The following is an 18,917-nucleotide window of genomic DNA, read 5'->3' on the forward strand; positions in this document are numbered from 1 at the left end:
TAAATGAGAGTAACCAATAGAATGCTTTCTAACAATTATTTAAATGATATGAGAACAAACTTGACAAATATGCAAAAGATGCAAAGTCAATTAAGTTCAGGTAAGGAAATAAGAAGACCGTCAGATAATCCTTTTAAAGTAGCTAGATCGATGCAACTTACATCTGACATGGCAACTAATACTCAATATAATGAGAATATTAAAGATACTATTAACTGGCTTGATGCAACAGATACATCCTTAGGGCAAGTAAATGAATCTTTACAGAGAGTCAGAGAACTTATGGTTTCAGCAGGAAATGCGGCCTTTGGTTCAGATGAAAGAAAAGCAATTAAGGATGAAGTAAATCAAAAAGTTTCTGAAATAGCTCAAATATTAAATACAAATTTTGATGGTAGATATATATTTGGAGGTACTAAGACTACATCAAAGCCTATAAATGTAAACACAGAAGTATTAAGTGGAAACAACACTTTATCATTTGCAGGTAAAAATGGAGAGAACCTACCAACAAATTCAACAGATATAGATGTTCAAGCTCAACTAGATATGATTGGAACAAAAATGAACGTTGAAGTTACCCAAGGAGTAACTATGAGTTACAATGTAACTGCAAGCGAAGTTACTAATTTTACAAATGAAAAAGGTAAAAAAATTGATGTAATGGATTTGTTAAAGGATATCGTTACTAATCTAGATTCCGCGAACCCAGCTGATCAAGAAAAACTTATAAATGATAATTTAAGTGATTTAACTTCAACTGTTACGAATGTTTTGAAAATAAGGGCTGAAGTTGGAGCTAAACAAAATAGAATGGATTCTGCCAAAGATAAGAATGAAGAAGAGAATTTTAATATGACGGATATACTTTCAAAAACAGAGGATATTGATATTACTCAAAAGATGATGGAATATTCTATGGCTCAAACAGTTTATACAGCAGCACTACAAACTTCGTCTAGAATAATACAACCATCACTAATGGATTTCCTAAGATAATAGGAGGATAAAGTATGGAATTAATTACAAAATTTCATGGAACTTTTAACTATGAAGAAAAAGACATTATAAATTTTCCAAATGGAATTATGGGCTTCGAAGAATTGAATAAATTTATAATAGTTGAATCTAAGGAAAATGAAGCATTTAAAATACTACAATCTTTAGAAGATGGTGATATAGGGTTGCTTAGTATTTCTCCATTTGATGTTAAAGAGGATTACGAAGTAGAGTTAAATGAAGAAATGGTAAATTCTTTAGGAATTGAAAGTCCTGAGGATGTAATTTTATATAATATTGTTACTTTAAATAGTGATATTTATAAAATTACAGTAAATTTAAAGGCACCAATTATTATAAATGTTAATAAAAAAGTAGGAAAACAGGTAATAATAGATAAAGAAGAATATAAGATAAAACATCCTTTAATAAAGAGGTGATTGAATGTTAGTTATTACCAGGAAAAAGGGTGAGTCATTGTTAATTGGTGACGACATAGAAATAGAAGTTTTAAAACTTGAAAATGGAAGCGTAAAACTTGCTATTAATGCACCAAAGAGTATAAGAATACTTAGAAAAGAATTGTATGTAGAAGTTACAAATGAAAATAAGGAAGCTATATCTTTTGACTTAGAGATTCTTAAGAAAATAAAAAAATGATATTGTAATCGGGGTGAATAATATGGATGTTAACGCGGTTAGTCAAGGAGGACAACTGAACCTAGATTATCAATTAAGTGCGACGGTAGAAAAGGTTGAAATTAAACCTCCAGTTGATAATAAAGTGAAGGAAGAAAAAGACGATAAAGATATTAAAAAAGCTGTGCAAAAATTAAATAAATTTTTAGAAGATGAAGGTACTCATGCAGTTTATTCTACTCATGATAAGTTCAAGAAAGACGTCATGATCAAAATAGTTGATAATGAGACTAATGAAGTTATCTTAGAAATTCCACCAAAGAAAATTTTAGATATGATAGCTAAAATGTGTGAAACAGTTGGAGTAGTCTTCGATAAGAAAGCTTAAGGTGGTGGTTTAATGGAATTTAAACTAAATAAAATTGACACTGACTTGAGAAGAAAGCTAATGGAACAAACTAAAGATGGTAAAGTTCATGGCCCTAGTAAAAAAGAAATAACCATTAGAGCATATAGTGAAGACGAAGAAACTGCAAAAGATAGAAGTTCATTTAGAGAGACTTTGAAACGTAGCAAGCAGCAGGGTGGAAAAAATCATAAGATTGAAGTTGAAGGCGTCATGGTAGATAATTTGCAGGTAGAGGGAGAAAAAGAAATATCAAATAATAACTCCCTTGGGGTATTTGTTGATACAAAAAAATAGGAGGGAAAATATGTACCCAAATGCGTTAAATGTATATAAAAATAATTCCGTAAATTATGCTTCAAAAGAACAATTATTACTTATGCTTGTAGATGGTGCTGTAAAATATTCAAAACAGTCAAAGGATGCGATTGAGAAAAAAGATATCAAAAAAGCGCATGAATATCTAACAAGAACTCAAGATGTCTTTACTGAACTAATGATAAGCTTAGATAGAGGGGCTGGAGATTGGGCAGAAAATATGTTTAAGATATATGACTTTATAAAGAGTGAGTTAGCTATGATTAACATAAAGAAAGATATAGAAAGACTAGATAAGATTATACCAATAATAGAGGATGTACAAGATACTTGGCATAAAGCTTATCAGTTATCTAAGAATTCAAATATTGGATAATAAGGAGTGATTTTATGAGTAGTGTTAGTTCAAGTACATCAACACAAAATATGTCCGGAAACAGAGTAACAGGATTAAGTGGTATGGATGTAGAGAGTATGGTCAAGGCAGCTATGCTTGGTCAACAAAATAAAATAAATAAAGCAATGCAACAAAAGCAATTAGTACAATTCCAACAAGAAGCATATAGAGATGTAATTAAGGACTTGAGGGATTTCTATTCAAAGTATACTGATATTACAAAGACTGATACTTCATTATTATTATCTAAGAACTATCAAACATCAGTATTTAATAGTCCAAGTCCAGCTGTATCAGCAGTTGGTTTATCTGGTGCACAAGTTGGAACTTATAAAGTACAAGTAAATAAGTTAGCCACACCAGCACAAGTTGAATATAGTGATTTTAGTGGTTTATTAAACAAGAGTAATGATATCTATATTGATGGTAAAAAAGTAACAGTAGACTTAACTGGGATAACATCAGCAACTGATTCAGCTACCATAAATACTATAGTGACGAAGTTTAATGATGCTATAACTAATGCAGGTGTCTCGGCAAAAATGTCAAGAAGTGACCTATCAGGAAAGTACATACTTCAAACTACTGGGACTGGATCAAATCAAACAATTGGAATGGCTCCAATACAAACAACTGTAGCGTTAGGAAATCTTGCTGGAAAAATTTTGACATTTAATATTGATGGTTATGGATATGATGTAGATTTATCTGCATATACAAATCTTCCAACTGATAATGATACGATATTAGCAGCAATAAGAAATGGTACAAGCGGCAAATTAGGGTATACTTCTGATGGTACAAATGTTACATTTACAACAACTTCATTAGGAAGTTCAAGCAGCTTTGGTATAGTAAATAAAACTACGGGAACTAATATTGTACCGTTAATAAATGGTTCAAATCAAGCTCTTAATTCTAGAGGTACAGATTCTGAGGTTCAAGTATCAGATACCTATGGTAACAACAATATTACTAAGACTTTCCAAGGTAATGATTTTGTAATAGATAATGTTAAGTTTACAATTTCAGATGTTACCCCTTCTCCAGTAGTAATAAGCGGAAAAACAGATGTTGAAGATTTAAAGAAGAGAATAGTTAATTTTGTTAATGACTATAACAATCTATTGGACAAAATAACAACAAAATTACAAGAAAAGAAGAATCCTGATTACCCACCACTAACAGATGATCAAAAAAGCAGCATGACACAAGATCAAATAAATCAGTGGGAAGCCAAGACGAAAGAAGGGTTATTAAGAAATGACAATTATTTATCTTCAATTGTTTCGCAATTAAGAAGTGCGTTTAATACACCTGTTACAGGTTCAAACATGAAGTATTATGATATGGGGATAGATTTTACTAATGATTACACAAAACCAGGACAATTGGTAATAGATGAGGATAAATTGACAACAGCATTGCAAAATGATCCTGATAAAGTATATAAATTATTTACAAGTGCAGCGAATCCACTTGATACTAAAGAAAAACAGTTTAATGATTCTGGTATAGTTCAAAGATTTAAAACAATATTAAATGATAATGTAATTAATTCAGGATCACAATTGTTAAAAAAAGTTGGATTTGAGGGAACATTAACATTCTATAATAATGATATGAAGAAAACTATTGATGATCAAACTAAATCGATTCTTGATATGCAAGAAAAATTTACAGATCAGCAAAATAGACTATATCAAAGATATGCAGCGTTAGAAACTGCTATGAATAATTATAATAGTCAAGCAACTTATTTAAGTTCGGCATTTGGTGGTGGACAATAATGAGTTTTTGGAAGGAAGCAATTAAGTTAGAAAATTTGTTTCTGGAATATTTAGAGAAAGATATGTTTGAAGAATTTAATAAACATATTAAAGAACGTGAAGAATTTTATAATAGACATGCTTCTGAAGATTCTAGTGAGGTAGCTAAGTTCTTAAATTCAAACGAATATAAAGAAATAAATAAAAAAGTTAATGATTTATATGAGCTTAAAAAAGATGCCATAAAAAAAGAAATAAAGGAATTAGCACTTTCTCATAAAGCAGCACAAGAATATAGAAACAACTCCTTTAATGGAATAAGTTACTTTTCAAAGAAAGTTTAAATTATTTAATAAGGCTATAAAGGTTTTAAATAATATTTACGATATTATAATTGTAGACATTATTTCTATACAAACAACGACAAGGATGTCGAAAAACAAAATTCAAGGAGGAATAAAAAATGATAATTAATCACAATCTTAACGCTATGAATGCTCATAGAAATATGGGAATAAACATTGGAAATGCAGGAAAATCAATGGAAAAATTAAGCTCAGGTTTAAGGATAAACAGAGCTGGAGATGACGCTGCAGGACTTGCAATTTCTGAAAAAATGAGAGGACAAATCAGAGGTTTAGATCAAGCTTCGAGAAACTCTCAAGATGGTATATCTTTAATCCAAACTGCTGAAGGAGCTTTAAATGAAACTCACTCAATTCTACAAAGAATGAGAGAATTAGCAGTACAATCTACAAATGATACTAACGTAGGAGCTGACAGAAGCCAAATACAATTAGAAGTATCACAATTAAAGAATGAAATAAATAGAATAGCTAGCCAAACAGAATTCAATACTAAGAAGTTATTAACTGGAAAAGCTAGTAACGTAGTATTCCAAGTTGGAGCAAATAGTGGACAAACAATAAAGCTAGCAATAAAAACAATGAATGCACAAGCTTTAGCTGTAAACAATGTTGACATAAGAGGACTTACAAGTGGAGCTAAGAGTATTACAGGACAAATCGATACAATTGACAAAGCAATAAATACAGTATCAAGCGAAAGAGCAAAACTTGGAGCATACCAAAACAGATTAGAACACACAACAGCTAACTTAAATACATCTTCAGAAAACTTACAAGCAGCTGAAAGCAGAGTAAGAGATGTAGATATGGCTAAAGAAATGATGAATTACTCTAAGAACAACATATTACAACAAGCTGCTCAAGCAATGCTTGCTCAAGCTAACCAAACACCTCAAGGAGTACTTCAACTATTAAGATAGTACTTAATAGAAAATTAATAAGGGTATCGTAGATACTCTTATTTTTTTGTATTTTTTATTAATAGTACACTAAAGGTACAGGATTTACCTACGATATAATAAGTGTAAGGAAAACTTGCAAGTGGACAAGGATGTCTATAAACAAAATTCAAGGAGGAATAAAAAATGATAATTAATCACAATCTTAACGCTATGAATGCTCATAGAAATATGGGAATCAACATTGGAAATGCAGGAAAATCAATGGAAAAATTAAGCTCAGGTTTAAGAATAAACAGAGCTGGAGATGATGCTGCAGGACTAGCAATTTCTGAAAAAATGAGAGGACAAATTAGAGGTTTAGATCAAGCTTCAAGAAACTCTCAAGATGGTATATCTTTAATCCAAACTGCTGAAGGAGCTTTAAACGAAACTCACTCAATTCTACAAAGAATGAGAGAATTAGCAGTACAAGCTACAAATGATACTAACGTAACAGCTGACAGAAAGCAAATACAATTAGAAGTATCACAATTAAAGAACGAAATAAACAGAATTTCTAGCCAAACAGAATTCAATACTAAAAAATTATTAACTGGGAAAGCTAGTAACGTAGTATTCCAAGTTGGAGCAAATAGTGGTCAAACAATAAAGCTAGCTATAAAAACAATGGATACAAAAGCTTTAGGAGTTACTGCTAACATAAATGTTAATACTGCAGTAGCATCAAAAATCACAGGACAAATTGATACAATTGACAAAGCAATAAACACAGTATCAAGCGAAAGAGCAAAACTTGGAGCATACCAAAACAGATTAGAACACACAATAGCTAACTTAAATACATCTTCAGAAAACTTACAAGCAGCTGAAAGCAGAGTAAGAGATGTAGATATGGCTAAAGAAATGATGAATTACTCTAAGAACAACATATTACAACAAGCTGCTCAAGCAATGCTTGCTCAAGCTAACCAAACACCTCAAGGAGTACTTCAACTATTAAGATAGTACTTAATAGAACATTAATAAGGGTATCATAGATACCCTTATTTTTTTTTGCATTTTTTATTAATAGTACACTAAAGGTACAAGATTTACCTACGATATAATAAGTGTAAGGAAAACTTGCAAGTGGACAAGGATGTCTATAAACAAAATTCAAGGAGGAATAAAAAATGATAATTAATCACAATCTTAACGCTATGAATGCTCATAGAAATATGGGAATCAACATTGGAAATGCAGGAAAATCAATGGAAAAATTAAGCTCAGGTTTAAGAATAAACAGAGCTGGAGATGATGCTGCAGGACTAGCAATTTCTGAAAAAATGAGAGGACAAATTAGAGGTTTAGATCAAGCTTCAAGAAACTCTCAAGATGGTATATCTTTAATCCAAACTGCTGAAGGAGCTTTAAACGAAACTCACTCAATTCTACAAAGAATGAGAGAATTAGCAGTACAAGCTACAAATGATACTAACGTAACAGCTGACAGAAAGCAAATACAATTAGAAGTATCACAATTAAAGAATGAAATAAACAGAATTTCTAGCCAAACAGAATTCAATACTAAAAAATTATTAACTGGGAAAGCTAGTAACGTGGTATTCCAAGTTGGAGCAAATAGTGGTCAAACAATAAAGCTAGCAATAAAAACAATGGATACAAAAGCTTTAGGAGTTACTGCTAACATCAATGTTAATACAGCAGTAGCATCAAAAATTACAGGACAAATTGATACAATTGACAAAGCAATAAACACAGTATCAAGCGAAAGAGCAAAACTTGGAGCATACCAAAACAGATTAGAACACACAATAGCTAACTTAAATACATCTTCAGAAAACTTACAAGCAGCTGAAAGCAGAGTAAGAGATGTAGATATGGCTAAAGAAATGATGAACTACTCTAAGAACAACATATTACAACAAGCTGCTCAAGCAATGCTTGCTCAAGCTAACCAAACACCTCAAGGAGTACTTCAACTACTAAGATAATATTAAACTGAAAAGAACCAAGTTATTCTTGGTTCTTTTTCATAAAGGAGATAAAATGAAAATAGAGAACTGCTTTGATAAGATTAATAACATTGAGCTATTAAAATTGATTGAAGATAATAGATCTGTATATTTGGGAAGTAAGTATAATATGAAAAGAGAAATTTCAAGTTTTAAAAATAAATTTGAAAAGATAAATAAAAAATATCAGGTTGTCATATTTGGTGCTTCGGGAGGTAAATGGATTGAGGAATTTGCTGATGAATTCACTGACCGTGATATAGTTTTTGTTGAGCCTTTAAAAGAATTAAAAGATGAGGTTAAAAAATCTATAAAAAATCTAAAGGTAGATGTTAAAGTATTGTCTTTAGAAGATGAAGATTTTAGAAGAGATTTAAAGGCTTCTATAAAAAGAAGATATATAGAATTTATTGTTTTTTCAAATTATGATTTAACGTTCCCGAAAGAAGTTTATTATTTAAAGGAATTAATAAAAGAATGTGTTATTGACAAGACAATTGATGAAAATACAGTTATAGCATTCTCAAAAACTTGGTTTGTAAATTATTTGGGAAATTTACCATCAATAGTTAGAGATGAAACTTTAAGTCAATATAAAAATTTATTTGAAAAGAAACCAGCTATAATTGTATCAGCAGGACCTTCATTAGAAAAAAATCTACATTTATTAAAAGGAAATGAAGATAAATTTGTTATTATAACTGGAATAAGAACATTAAGCACATTAAAAAATGAAGGTATAGAAGCAGATTTTGCATGTGTAATTGACGGAAGTGAAGCTATGTACAATGTATCAAAAGATGCTATTGAGTATGATACACCTTTATTATATAGTGAAGGGGCGAATAAAAAAATTATAAAAGAACATAAAGGCAAAACTATTCATTTTACTTCACCTAATTATTATGAATTAAACCAAATATTGGGTAATTTTGGAGAAGATGTTTTGTTTCAAGGAGGTTCTGTATCTCATTCTTGTGTCTCAATAGCAGATTATTTAGGATGCGACCCTATCATATTTATAGGTCAAGATTTAGCACATACTAATAATCAAGTTCATGCAAAAAAAGCAACCATGAGTGGAGAAAAGTTACACGCAGATAACTATGATTTATATGTAAAAGACATTTATGGAAATGATGTTCCTACAACATATTCATTAGACAGTTTCAGAAAAAGTTTTGAAGACTTTATAAAAATAACTTACGAAAAGCATTTTATTAATGCAACTGAAGGTGGTGCAGATATAAAAGGCACAGAAATTAAAACACTAAAAGAAGTTATAGAAGGATATACGGAAAAAATAGATAAAACATCTATTAATGAACCTAAATCATGTAATATTGATATTAGTTTAGTTAAAAATAATCTAAAAGATATTTTACTTGAACTAATAAGATTAAAGAAAAGTGGAAAAGAAGCTGTGCTTGAAAATAAAAATCTACTTAAGAATTTTATGAAGGGAAATAAGCAGTTTCATAAATGCTTAAATAGATTAGATAAAATTGATGAGCTGTTTGCAAAAAAACAGCAAGAATTCTTACTATTGAATTCATTATTTGCCCCAATATTGAAAGAAATAGACGTAGCTTTTTATTCTGATGAAATAGATAATTTTAAGGATGAAGTAACTCATATTAAGTTTGTTGCTGAGAAGGGAAAAACTTTATATGAGAGTATAAACGATAGAATAGAATTTGCCATACCATATATAGAAGATGCAATTGAAAATTTGGAGGAAATAATTAATGGTTAATGATGAGACTATAGAAATAATTAAAGAAGCCTATGGATATTGTGAAAAATTGTATAATGGTATGAATTCTCTTGCAAAAAGTATCGATGAAAGAAATTTATTAGATCTAGAAACATATTTTAAGAATATTTTAGAGGGTTTTAACTGGATTTTAGAAGTAGGCAACTTTGCAACTACAATTGTTGAAGAGGAAAAACTTGATTTAGAGACCATAAGCCAAAGGGTTAATGAATATATAAATGCTTACAATAACTTAGATTTGTTATTAGTAAGAGATATAATAGAATATGAATTAATGCCACAAGTGGAGACAATATATAATATACTAAAAAGAGTAATTGATAAATATTAAAAGTATAAAAGTAATACATATTTTATAATAAAATAAGAGGGTTGATGTTTTATGAAAAGCGTTATAGATAAAATACTTGTTTATAAAAACTATTCAATAAGAAGAACTTTAGAAGTTTTAGATTCTGGAGCCAAGGGAATAGTATTGTTGGTAGATGATGATAAAAAATTATTAGGGACCATAACTGATGGTGACATTAGACGTGCTATTTTAAAAGGAATATCTTTAGAAGATTCCATTGAAAAAGTTACTCATTTTAACCCTGTTAGCGTAAATCACTCTATGACGAAGGACGAAATAAAGGACATTTTTATTAAAAAAGCAGTAAAAGATATTCCTATTGTAGATGAAAATAATATAGTTATTGATTTAATAACTATAAATGATATATTACTACCTAATGGTAAAGAAAACTTAGTTATTATAATGGCAGGAGGATTAGGTACAAGACTTAAAGATTTAACAAGGGAAATACCTAAGCCAATGTTAAAGGTCGGAAGTGATCCATTACTTGAACATATAATTAATAATTTTAAAAAATATGGATTTAATAAATTTTTGTTCTCAGTTAATTATAAAGCTGAGATAATTGAAAATTACTTTCAAAATGGTATAGCCTATGGTGTAAAAATCAATTACATAAAAGAAAAGAAAAGACTAGGTACAGCTGGTGGTATTAAATTAGGAACAGATTATATTGATAAAGATTTTTTTGTTATCAATGGAGATATTTTTACAAATGTTAATGTTGAGGCAATGATGAATTATCATAAAGAAAATAATTTTGGAATAACAGTTGGTGTAAGAAAGTACTTTTATGAAATTCCTTATGGGGTTATTGAAGTTGAAAATAAAAATATAAAAGAACTTAAAGAAAAACCGACAATAGATTATCTAATAAATGGAGGTGTATACTGTTTAAGTCCTTCTATGACAGAATTTATTCCAGAAGATACATATTATGAAATAACAGATTTGATAAATTTATGTATAGAAAAAGGAATACCAGTTGGATATTATGAGATAACTGATTATTGGATGGATATAGGTAAACTAGAAGATTATCAGAAAGTTAATGAAGATATATATAAATTAGTTGCTTTAGATAGAGAAGGGGATTAGAATGATAGCAAATAAGTCTATTCTTGCGATTATACCCGCAAGAGGGGGGTCAAAAGGAATACCAAGAAAAAATATTAAGATGTTAGATAATAAACCACTTATAGCTTATACTATTGAAGAAGCAAAGAAAAGTAAATACATAGATAGAGTTATAGTGTCAACAGAAGACAATGAAATAGCTGAAATAGCTAAAAAATATGGTGCAGAGGTACCGTTTTTAAGGCCTGAAGAATTATCTAAAGATGATACTCCAGGTATAGAGCCTATAATTCATTGCTTAGATTGGTTTGAAGAAAGTCAGAATTTTACCCCAGAATATATTATATGCCTTCAATGTACATCACCATTTAGAAAATCAGAGCATATTGATGAAGCTATTGAGAAGTTAATAAATAACGATGGGGATTCAATTGTTAGTATTTGTGAAAGTGAAATAAGTCCATTTTGGATGAAGAAGATAGAAAATAATAAGATGGTTGATTTTTTAGAAAAATCTGAGTTTTATGCTAGAAGGCAAGATGTTCCTAAAGTATATCAATTAAATGGAGCAATTTATATAACTAATACCAAGGTACTTAGAGAAATTAGAAATTGGTATACAGATAATACATTGCCATATATTATGAATAAAGAATCTTCACTTGATATCGATGATATTTTAGATTTTAAATTTGCAGAAGTTTTAATAAAGGAGAAAAACAATGTTAGGTGACAAAAGAGTTTTTATAATTGCAGAGGCTGGAGTAAATCATAATGGGGATTTAGAAGTTGCTAAGAAACTCGTTGATGTAGCAGCTGAATCAGGAGCTGACGCAGTTAAATTTCAAACCTTTAAGGCTGACGAACTTGTAACTAAGGATGCTCCAAAAGCAAAATATCAAGAGAAAACTACAGGAGCCGGAAGTCAATATGAAATGCTTAAAAAACTAGAATTATCATATGAAGATCATATTTATTTAAAAAACTATTGTCAGGAACGTGACATAGTTTTTCTTTCTACTCCATTTGATTTTCAAAGTGTAGATTTACTTGAAAGTATAGATATATCTTTATATAAAATTGGCTCTGGAGATCTAACGAATATACCATTAATTAAGTACATAGCAAAATTAAATAAAACAATGATTATATCTACAGGAATGGCAAACTTAGGGGAAGTAGAAGAGGCTATTAAGGCCATACAAGATTCAGGTAATGATAAAATAACTTTGTTACATTGTACATCTAATTATCCAACTAGTTATGAAGATGTTAATTTAAAAGCAATGATAACTTTGAAGAATGCATTTAACTTACCAGTTGGTTATTCAGATCACACTATTGGAATGGAAATACCTGTAGCTGCAGTTGCTATGGGAGCTAAAGTTATAGAAAAGCATTTCACCTTAGATAAGAGTATGAATGGTCCAGATCATAAGGTTTCATTAGAACCAATGGAATTAGAGAAAATGGTTAAAAGTATTAGAAATATTGAAGTTGCATTTGGTGATGGAGTTAAAAAGTGTACTAGAAATGAAAAAGATACTAGAAAAGTTGCGAGAAAAAGTATAGTTGCTAAAGCTAACTTAAAAAAAGGAGATATATTAAGCTTGGATAATATTACGTTTAAGAGACCAGAAAATGGTATTAGTCCAAGATATTTTGAGTTTATTAATAATAAGAAGTTAATAAAAGACGTAAATAAAGATGATTTAATTACATTTGATTTAATTGAGTAGGTGTTTATATGAAAAAAATACTTGTAGTTACAGGAACTAGATCAGAATATGGTTTATTGTATTGGGTAATGAAAGGCATTCAGGAAGATAAGGAATTAGATTTGCAACTTATTGTAACAGGTAACCATCTATTACATGAGTATGGATATACAGTGAAAAATATAATAGATGATGGATTTGTAATAGATGAAGAAATAGACATGATGGTTAGTTCAAGTAAAAAAAGTGGAATTGTTAAATCAATGGGCTTGGAGTTAATCCAAATGTCTCAAACTTTTGATAGATTAAAACCGGATTTGTTGCTTATTTTAGGTGATAGATATGAAACATTTATTGCTGTTACCTGTGCAATGATAATGAATATCCCTATTGCTCATATGAATGGTGGAGAATCTACAGAAGGAGCAGTAGATGAGCAAATCAGACATGCTATTACTAAAATGTCTCATATTCATTTTACTGGTGCAGAATATTATAAGGAACGTGTAATAAAGATGGGTGAAGAGCCTTGGAGGGTTCATAACGTTGGGCAGGCAGGCGTGGAAAATATTAAACGTCTTGAACTTATGAACAAAGGTGAGCTTGAACAAGAGTTAAGCATCACATTTGATAAGCCAATTTTCTTAATAACATATCATCCTGTGACATTAGAATCAGAAACTATTGAGGAACAGATTGACAGTTTGTTAAATGCAATTAGAAGATTTGATGCAAAATATGTTTTTACATATCCTAATGCGGATTTTGGAAATGAAATTATAATAAATAAGATTAATAAATTTAAAGACGAAAATAAAAATGTATATATATATCATAGTTTAGGGCAAAAAAGATATTTGAGCTTACTTAAACATGCACGTGTGATGATAGGCAATTCATCAAGTGGTATAATCGAGAGTCCAATATTTAAAATACCAGTAGTCAATATAGGAAATAGGCAAAAGGGAAGGCTAAGAAATAATAATATAATTGATACTGGATATAATGAAGAAGATATATATAATTCAATAAATAGAGCTCTAAATGAAGAATCATTTCGTAATAGCTTAAAAGATATCAAGAATATATACGGAGACGGAACTACGAGCAAAGAAATACTGGATGTTATAAAAAACACCCCTTTAGATAAGAAGTTATTATTAAAGAAAATGAATTATTAAAATAGTTAAGGTGAAAAAATGAGAAAAATAATATTAATTGGTGCAGGTGGACATTGCAAAGTTATCATAGATATTATTAAAAGTACGGGTTTATACGAAATAGTAGGAATTACTGATAAATCAGAAGTTGATAAAAAGATTTTGGATATTGATGTAATTGGAGATGATAGCGTTTTAGAAGAAATATTTGAAACTGGAGTTGAATATGCTTTCATATGTATTGGAGGAATATCGGATTTAAATATAAGAAATATTATATATAACAAGTTGAAGAAAATTGGATTTAAAATTCCTATACTAATACATAAGAATGCAGTAATTTCGCCATATGCAAGAATTGGTGAAGGTACATGTGTAATGGCTAATGCAGTAATTAATGCAGATGCAAATATTGGATGTAACTGTATAATAAATACATCTTCTGTAATAGAACATGATTGTAACATAGATGATAATTCACATATTTCACCTGGTACATCACTTGCTGGTGGGGTTAGAATTGGCTATAATAGCCATATTGGAATAGGTGCGACTATTATTCAGTCTATAAACATAGGTAATAATGTAACTGTAGGTGCTGGATCTGTTGTAATAGAAGATATAGTAGATAATACAGTTGCTGTAGGGGTACCGGCTAAAATTATAAAATATAAGTAGGGAGGTTAATTAAATGGATTTAAAAGGTAAAAAAGTTTTTGTAACAGGGGCTGAAGGGTTTATTGGAAGTCACCTTACAGAAAAGCTAGTAGAAATGGGTGCAAATGTTACTGCACTTGTTCAATATAATTCTTTTAATAATTGGGGATGGATAGATACATTTGATAAAAAGATATTAGATAATATAAATGTAATTACAGGGGATATAAGAGAATATGATAACATGAAAAGAGCCATAAAAGGACAGGACGTTGTATTTCATCTTGCGGCATTAATAGCAATTCCATATTCATATTTATCTCCTATGGCTTATGTTAGAACAAATGTAGAAGGAACAACTAACGTATTAGAAGCTTGTAGAGACTATGATGTAGAGAAGATAGTACATACATCTACTTCTGAAACATATGGTACAGCACTATACGTACCAATAGATGAGAAACACCCTCTTCAAGGGCAATCGCCTTATTCAGCCTCCAAAATTGGTGCAGATAAAATAGCAGAAAGTTATTATAGAAGTTTTAACTTACCTGTTGCCACTATTAGACCATTTAATACATACGGTCCTAGACAATCAGCAAGGGCAGTAATTCCAACAATCATTTCACAAATCCTTTCAGGGAAAACACAAATAAAACTTGGAAGTTTAACACCTACCAGAGATTTTAATTATGTAAAAGATACAGCAGAAGCATTTATAAAAATAGCTGAGAGTGAAAATACTGTGGGTGAAGTAATTAATGCAGGATCAAACTATGAGATATCTATAGGAGAAACTGTAAAGAAAATAATAACTATATTAGGAAAAGAAATAGATATAGTTAGTGATGATGAAAGAGTAAGACCAGAGAAAAGTGAAGTGAATAGATTGTGGGCGGATAATTCAAAGATTAAAAAATTAACATCATGGGAACCACAGTATACCTTAGATGAAGGATTGAGAGAAACAGTAGAATGGATCAGAAACAATATGCATTATTTTAAAACAGACATATATAATGTTTAACTTTGAGGGGGGGGTCTTTTAAAATAGAGCTTGCCCTATTTAATTAATTTGAGTATAGAGTAACGAGGAGTTGAAGTTAAAAATGATACCTTTATGTATACCAGAAATTAGCGGAAATGAATGGAAGTATGTTAAAGAATGTTTAGATACTAACTGGGTTTCATCTGCTGGATCTTATGTAAATAAATTTGAAGAAGATTTTGCAAAGTATATAGGTTCAAAAAAAGCAGTAGTTACAATGAATGGAACTGCAGCACTTGAGTTAGCCTTAAGAGTATTAGGGATAGGAAACGGAGATGAAGTTATAGTTTCATCTATGACATTTATATCACCAGTGAATACAATAAGATATGTTGGAGCAGAACCGGTATTTGTTGATGCTTGCAGAGATACTTATATTATGGATGCAGAAAAAGTTGAGGAATTAATAACTCCTAGAACTAAAGCGATTATGCCTGTACATATATACGGACATCCTGTGGATATGGATAAAATAATGGAAATCGCATCAAAATACAATTTATACGTTATAGAGGATGCAACTGAAGGGCTTGGTTCAGTGTATAAAGGAAGAGAATTAGGGTCAATAGGAGATATAGGTTGTTTCAGCTTCAACGGAAATAAACTTATAACCACAGGGGCAGGAGGAATGCTAACTACTAATAATGAAATGTTGGGAGAAAAAGCTAAGTATTTATCCACTCAAACAAAAAAAGTATTAGAAAATGGAGCATTTTATCATGAAGAAATAGGGTACAACTACAGAATGCCAAACCTATTAGCCGCTATGGGATGCGCGCAACTTGAAAATATAGAAAGATATATAGAAATAAAAAGAAAAAATGCCAATTTATATAATACCCTATTATCAGATGTTAAAGGGATAACCATTCCAGTTGAAAAGGATAATGTAAAAAATGTATATTGGTTATATTCTATATTAGTTGAAGATGAATATCCTTTAAGCAGAGATGAACTAATATACAAATTAAGAGAAAATGGAATTGAATCAAGAACATTTTTTATGCCAGTACATAAAATGCCACCATATGTTGGGAGTAGGCATGGTGATATGCTGATAACAAATGAGATTTCTGAAAAAGGAATTAACTTACCAAGTTCTGTTGGTTTAACTGATAATGATATAATTAAAGTAATTAACATAATAAAGTCTATATAAAGCACGGCTTAAAAAGTAATAGCTTATAGGAGTGTAAAATTTACTACAATTCTAAAGTTTGTTCAAAAAATATCGATAACAAAGATAATTAATTTTATTGGAGTGATAATTTATGAGATTAAATAAGAATCTTATGTCCATGGACATTTATAGAAATTATACAAAAAGTTTAGGAGCACAATCTAAAGTTTTAAATCATATATCTACTGGTAATCAAGTAAATAAGGCTAAAGATAATCCAATTAATTTAGGAAAATCTGAAAATTTAAGAATGCAAATTAGAGGACTTTCTATGGCTCAAAGAAATTTACAAGATGGTACTTCAATGATGCAGACATTTGATGGGGCATTAGATAGTGTGTCTAGTTCATTAGTTAGAATGAAAGAGCTTATGGTTCAAGGAACTAATGATACTTTAAATAATGATGATAGAAAAAATATTCAAATGGAAATAGATCAATTGAAAGAACATATAAATTCTGTTGCAAGAGATTCTGAGTTTAATGGAAATAAGTTAATAGGTGATGAAAGTGTAGACCATAATGGTTATCCTAATTATATTAGAACAGTTGTTGGAGCGAATGTAGGGGAAACAGCTAAGATTCCAACATTTAATGTAAATACAAAAGTAATTGGGATTGAAGGAACAGCATATGTGGATGATATAGATATTACAAGTACCGATCCAGCGAAGAAAGATATTTCTATAGTTGACTCTGCGATTGTAAGAGTAAATTCCATAAGAAGCCAATATGGAGCTATTCAAAATAAATTTGAGTCTTTAGCTCAATCTTTAGGTTCAATTACAGACTCAGCAGAAAAAGCTGATTCTAATCTTAGGGATGCTGATATGGCAAATGAAATGATGGAGTATTCAAAAGAAGGGTTACTAATTAATTCTGCATTAGCACTTATGACGCAAACCAACAATATGCCACAAAATGTTTTGAGAATATTAGATAAGATAAAATAATTGAAATGGATTATTCTTTGAAGAGTAATAGCTTAGAGTTATAAGTTATTACTCTTCTTTTTATTTAGCAGGAAAAAAAGATTAAGGTTGTGATTAAGTTGTTAAATATGCATATATAATGGTGAAGTTGGAATATGGTTGAAATATTTTGTGTGTAAATTGTGCAAAAGTACGAAAATGCGTATTAATAATTGGATTTCACAGGAACAATACCTCTAAATTCCAGTATTTTTTTTGTTCAAGGTAGTTTATTATTATCATGAAGATACGACATGGACCTCCGACAAAGTAGTTTTTCAAATCGAAACTATTTTATTAACTGGGGGTTATTTTTATCTAATATTATATAAATAGATTAGATAAAAGATAAATCATTGTGAAAGGTCAAGTTTGTAGAGTAAAAGGAGAAAAATGCAATAATTTGTATTTTTAAAATGAACTGATTGGAAATATATCATATTAAAATAAAAAGACAGAATATTCACAAATTACACTTCGTACCTCAAATTTGTCATTTGGGCTAATTGTGTCAGAAAATTCAGAAAAAAAGCAATAAAATGTTGCATCGGAAGTATTAAAAGTTGCTAAACTAATATGAAATAAAAAAAATAACAAAAAAATTACAAAAAAAGCGGTGTATTTACAAATATTTACATGGAATTTTGTTAAAGTTTTATTTATAATTAAGTAGTAAATGTATTATAGAATATTAAATAGAAATAAATAAATTTTGAAAAAATAAAAAAATTATTGGGGGTATGGAAGGAATTATGGAAAATAACTTAAATATTTCTAGCGATTATTCGTACAATTTGTTAAAAGATGGATTAAAGGCAGCTTCACTAAGAGGAAAAGTAATTTCTAATAATATAGCTAATATTAATACAAGAGGGTTTAAAAGAAGTTATGTTAATTTTGAGGACAAGTTCCAACAATCGCTAAGTGATATTGGACTTAAAACCACAAATTCTAAACATATTCCTGGAGAAAATTCAGGGGAAGGCCCAGATGTAGTAAAAGATGAAGCTACTAGTATGAGACTTGATGGGAATAATGTTGACCTTGATATTGAAAAGTCAAATCAAGCAGCCAATACTATGATGTATAATGCACTAGTAACATCTGCAAATAATAAACTGAATAATACAAAGTATGTAATTACTAGTGGAGGTAGATAGAA

The 18,917-nt window shown here is 29.7% G+C and carries 22 protein-coding genes; all 22 read left to right on the plus strand.

Annotated features, from left to right (window positions below):
• The first annotated feature begins 3 nt into the window (after positions 1–3).
• Positions 4–999, plus strand: a complete 996-nt coding sequence (gene flgL / locus JK634_RS13935) for a flagellar hook-associated protein FlgL (protein WP_202768285.1) — start codon at positions 4–6, stop codon at positions 997–999.
• A gap of 14 nt (positions 1,000–1,013) precedes the next feature.
• Complete coding sequence (gene fliW, locus JK634_RS13940) at positions 1,014–1,439, plus strand: flagellar assembly protein FliW (protein ID WP_202768286.1); 426 nt, start codon at positions 1,014–1,016, stop codon at positions 1,437–1,439.
• A 4-nt stretch (positions 1,440–1,443) separates the two neighbouring features.
• Positions 1,444–1,659 carry a carbon storage regulator CsrA gene (gene csrA / locus JK634_RS13945; protein WP_202768287.1) on the plus strand — a complete coding sequence of 72 codons (216 nt, stop codon included), beginning with the start codon at positions 1,444–1,446 and terminating at the stop codon, positions 1,657–1,659.
• A gap of 22 nt (positions 1,660–1,681) precedes the next feature.
• The gene (locus JK634_RS13950; protein ID WP_202768288.1) at positions 1,682–2,026 is read left to right on the plus strand and encodes a flagellar protein FlaG; all 345 of its coding nucleotides are present in this window, start codon (positions 1,682–1,684) and stop codon (positions 2,024–2,026) included.
• 12 nt (positions 2,027–2,038) lie between these two features.
• Positions 2,039–2,341: a hypothetical protein gene (locus JK634_RS13955; protein ID WP_202768289.1), complete on the plus strand. Its 303-nt coding sequence runs from the start codon at positions 2,039–2,041 to the stop codon at positions 2,339–2,341.
• 10 nt (positions 2,342–2,351) lie between these two features.
• Positions 2,352–2,738, plus strand: coding sequence for a flagellar export chaperone FliS (gene fliS, locus JK634_RS13960; protein WP_202768290.1), 387 nt, complete (start codon positions 2,352–2,354; stop codon positions 2,736–2,738).
• Between the two features lie 14 nt (positions 2,739–2,752).
• Positions 2,753–4,549 (plus strand): flagellar filament capping protein FliD, encoded by a 1,797-nt coding sequence (gene fliD, locus JK634_RS13965; protein WP_202768291.1) that lies wholly within the window; start codon positions 2,753–2,755, stop codon positions 4,547–4,549.
• Complete coding sequence (locus JK634_RS13970; RefSeq protein WP_202768292.1) at positions 4,549–4,872, plus strand: hypothetical protein; 324 nt, start codon at positions 4,549–4,551, stop codon at positions 4,870–4,872. Before fliD ends, JK634_RS13970 begins: the two co-directional genes overlap by 1 nt.
• Before the next feature lie 119 nt (positions 4,873–4,991).
• Complete coding sequence (locus JK634_RS13975) at positions 4,992–5,816, plus strand: flagellin N-terminal helical domain-containing protein (protein ID WP_202768293.1); 825 nt, start codon at positions 4,992–4,994, stop codon at positions 5,814–5,816.
• 165 nt (positions 5,817–5,981) lie between these two features.
• Positions 5,982–6,803 (plus strand): flagellin N-terminal helical domain-containing protein, encoded by an 822-nt coding sequence (locus JK634_RS13980; protein ID WP_202768294.1) that lies wholly within the window; start codon positions 5,982–5,984, stop codon positions 6,801–6,803.
• A gap of 167 nt (positions 6,804–6,970) precedes the next feature.
• Entirely contained in the window at positions 6,971–7,792 is an 822-nt protein-coding gene (locus tag JK634_RS13985) for a flagellin N-terminal helical domain-containing protein (protein WP_202768294.1), read from the plus strand.
• Between the two features lie 55 nt (positions 7,793–7,847).
• Positions 7,848–9,569, plus strand: a complete 1,722-nt coding sequence (locus JK634_RS13990) for a motility associated factor glycosyltransferase family protein (RefSeq protein ID WP_202768295.1) — start codon at positions 7,848–7,850, stop codon at positions 9,567–9,569.
• The gene (locus JK634_RS13995) at positions 9,562–9,921 is read left to right on the plus strand and encodes a DUF8042 domain-containing protein (protein WP_202768296.1); all 360 of its coding nucleotides are present in this window, start codon (positions 9,562–9,564) and stop codon (positions 9,919–9,921) included. The genes JK634_RS13990 and JK634_RS13995 overlap by 8 nt, the downstream gene beginning before the upstream one ends.
• 51 nt (positions 9,922–9,972) lie before the next feature.
• The gene (locus JK634_RS14000; protein ID WP_202768297.1) at positions 9,973–11,043 is read left to right on the plus strand and encodes a nucleotidyltransferase family protein; all 1,071 of its coding nucleotides are present in this window, start codon (positions 9,973–9,975) and stop codon (positions 11,041–11,043) included.
• Between the two features lies 1 nt (position 11,044).
• On the plus strand, positions 11,045–11,755 hold the full coding sequence (locus JK634_RS14005; protein WP_202768298.1) for an acylneuraminate cytidylyltransferase family protein: 711 nt from the start codon (positions 11,045–11,047) through the stop codon (positions 11,753–11,755).
• Entirely contained in the window at positions 11,745–12,761 is a 1,017-nt protein-coding gene (neuB, locus tag JK634_RS14010; protein ID WP_202768299.1) for an N-acetylneuraminate synthase, read from the plus strand. Before JK634_RS14005 ends, neuB begins: the two co-directional genes overlap by 11 nt.
• 8 nt (positions 12,762–12,769) lie before the next feature.
• On the plus strand, positions 12,770–13,921 hold the full coding sequence (neuC, locus tag JK634_RS14015; RefSeq protein ID WP_202768300.1) for a UDP-N-acetylglucosamine 2-epimerase: 1,152 nt from the start codon (positions 12,770–12,772) through the stop codon (positions 13,919–13,921).
• Positions 13,922–13,939: 18 nt separating this feature from the next.
• Positions 13,940–14,578 carry an acetyltransferase gene (locus tag JK634_RS14020; protein ID WP_202768301.1) on the plus strand — a complete coding sequence of 213 codons (639 nt, stop codon included), beginning with the start codon at positions 13,940–13,942 and terminating at the stop codon, positions 14,576–14,578.
• A gap of 13 nt (positions 14,579–14,591) precedes the next feature.
• Positions 14,592–15,584, plus strand: a complete 993-nt coding sequence (locus JK634_RS14025; RefSeq protein ID WP_202768302.1) for an NAD-dependent 4,6-dehydratase LegB — start codon at positions 14,592–14,594, stop codon at positions 15,582–15,584.
• A gap of 82 nt (positions 15,585–15,666) precedes the next feature.
• Positions 15,667–16,764, plus strand: coding sequence for a LegC family aminotransferase (locus JK634_RS14030; protein WP_202768303.1), 1,098 nt, complete (start codon positions 15,667–15,669; stop codon positions 16,762–16,764).
• Between the two features lie 112 nt (positions 16,765–16,876).
• Positions 16,877–17,737 (plus strand): flagellin, encoded by an 861-nt coding sequence (locus JK634_RS14035; RefSeq protein ID WP_202768304.1) that lies wholly within the window; start codon positions 16,877–16,879, stop codon positions 17,735–17,737.
• Positions 17,738–18,495: 758 nt separating this feature from the next.
• Positions 18,496–18,915 carry a flagellar basal body rod protein FlgB gene (gene flgB, locus JK634_RS14040; protein ID WP_274601354.1) on the plus strand — a complete coding sequence of 140 codons (420 nt, stop codon included), beginning with the start codon at positions 18,496–18,498 and terminating at the stop codon, positions 18,913–18,915.
• The last annotated feature ends 2 nt before the right edge of the window (positions 18,916–18,917 follow it).

This window comes from Clostridium paridis (assembly GCF_016765615.1).
Classification (GTDB): domain Bacteria; phylum Bacillota; class Clostridia; order Clostridiales; family Clostridiaceae; genus Clostridium_T; species Clostridium_T paridis.

Bases quoted from the DNA above. Each gene is read 5' to 3' on its own strand.
- flgL (WP_202768285.1), top strand. From the start codon at position 4: ATGAGAGTAACCAATAGAATGCTTTCTAACAATTATTTAAATGATATG.
- fliW (WP_202768286.1), top strand. From the start codon at position 1,014: ATGGAATTAATTACAAAATTTCATGGAACTTTTAACTATGAAGAAAAA.
- csrA (WP_202768287.1), top strand. From the start codon at position 1,444: ATGTTAGTTATTACCAGGAAAAAGGGTGAGTCATTGTTAATTGGTGAC.
- JK634_RS13950 (WP_202768288.1), top strand. From the start codon at position 1,682: ATGGATGTTAACGCGGTTAGTCAAGGAGGACAACTGAACCTAGATTAT.
- JK634_RS13955 (WP_202768289.1), top strand. From the start codon at position 2,039: ATGGAATTTAAACTAAATAAAATTGACACTGACTTGAGAAGAAAGCTA.
- fliS (WP_202768290.1), top strand. From the start codon at position 2,352: ATGTACCCAAATGCGTTAAATGTATATAAAAATAATTCCGTAAATTAT.
- fliD (WP_202768291.1), top strand. From the start codon at position 2,753: ATGAGTAGTGTTAGTTCAAGTACATCAACACAAAATATGTCCGGAAAC.
- JK634_RS13970 (WP_202768292.1), top strand. From the start codon at position 4,549: ATGAGTTTTTGGAAGGAAGCAATTAAGTTAGAAAATTTGTTTCTGGAA.
- JK634_RS13975 (WP_202768293.1), top strand. From the start codon at position 4,992: ATGATAATTAATCACAATCTTAACGCTATGAATGCTCATAGAAATATG.
- JK634_RS13980 (WP_202768294.1), top strand. From the start codon at position 5,982: ATGATAATTAATCACAATCTTAACGCTATGAATGCTCATAGAAATATG.
- JK634_RS13985 (WP_202768294.1), top strand. From the start codon at position 6,971: ATGATAATTAATCACAATCTTAACGCTATGAATGCTCATAGAAATATG.
- JK634_RS13990 (WP_202768295.1), top strand. From the start codon at position 7,848: ATGAAAATAGAGAACTGCTTTGATAAGATTAATAACATTGAGCTATTA.
- JK634_RS13995 (WP_202768296.1), top strand. From the start codon at position 9,562: ATGGTTAATGATGAGACTATAGAAATAATTAAAGAAGCCTATGGATAT.
- JK634_RS14000 (WP_202768297.1), top strand. From the start codon at position 9,973: ATGAAAAGCGTTATAGATAAAATACTTGTTTATAAAAACTATTCAATA.
- JK634_RS14005 (WP_202768298.1), top strand. From the start codon at position 11,045: ATGATAGCAAATAAGTCTATTCTTGCGATTATACCCGCAAGAGGGGGG.
- neuB (WP_202768299.1), top strand. From the start codon at position 11,745: ATGTTAGGTGACAAAAGAGTTTTTATAATTGCAGAGGCTGGAGTAAAT.
- neuC (WP_202768300.1), top strand. From the start codon at position 12,770: ATGAAAAAAATACTTGTAGTTACAGGAACTAGATCAGAATATGGTTTA.
- JK634_RS14020 (WP_202768301.1), top strand. From the start codon at position 13,940: ATGAGAAAAATAATATTAATTGGTGCAGGTGGACATTGCAAAGTTATC.
- JK634_RS14025 (WP_202768302.1), top strand. From the start codon at position 14,592: ATGGATTTAAAAGGTAAAAAAGTTTTTGTAACAGGGGCTGAAGGGTTT.
- JK634_RS14030 (WP_202768303.1), top strand. From the start codon at position 15,667: ATGATACCTTTATGTATACCAGAAATTAGCGGAAATGAATGGAAGTAT.
- JK634_RS14035 (WP_202768304.1), top strand. From the start codon at position 16,877: ATGAGATTAAATAAGAATCTTATGTCCATGGACATTTATAGAAATTAT.
- flgB (WP_274601354.1), top strand. From the start codon at position 18,496: ATGGAAGGAATTATGGAAAATAACTTAAATATTTCTAGCGATTATTCG.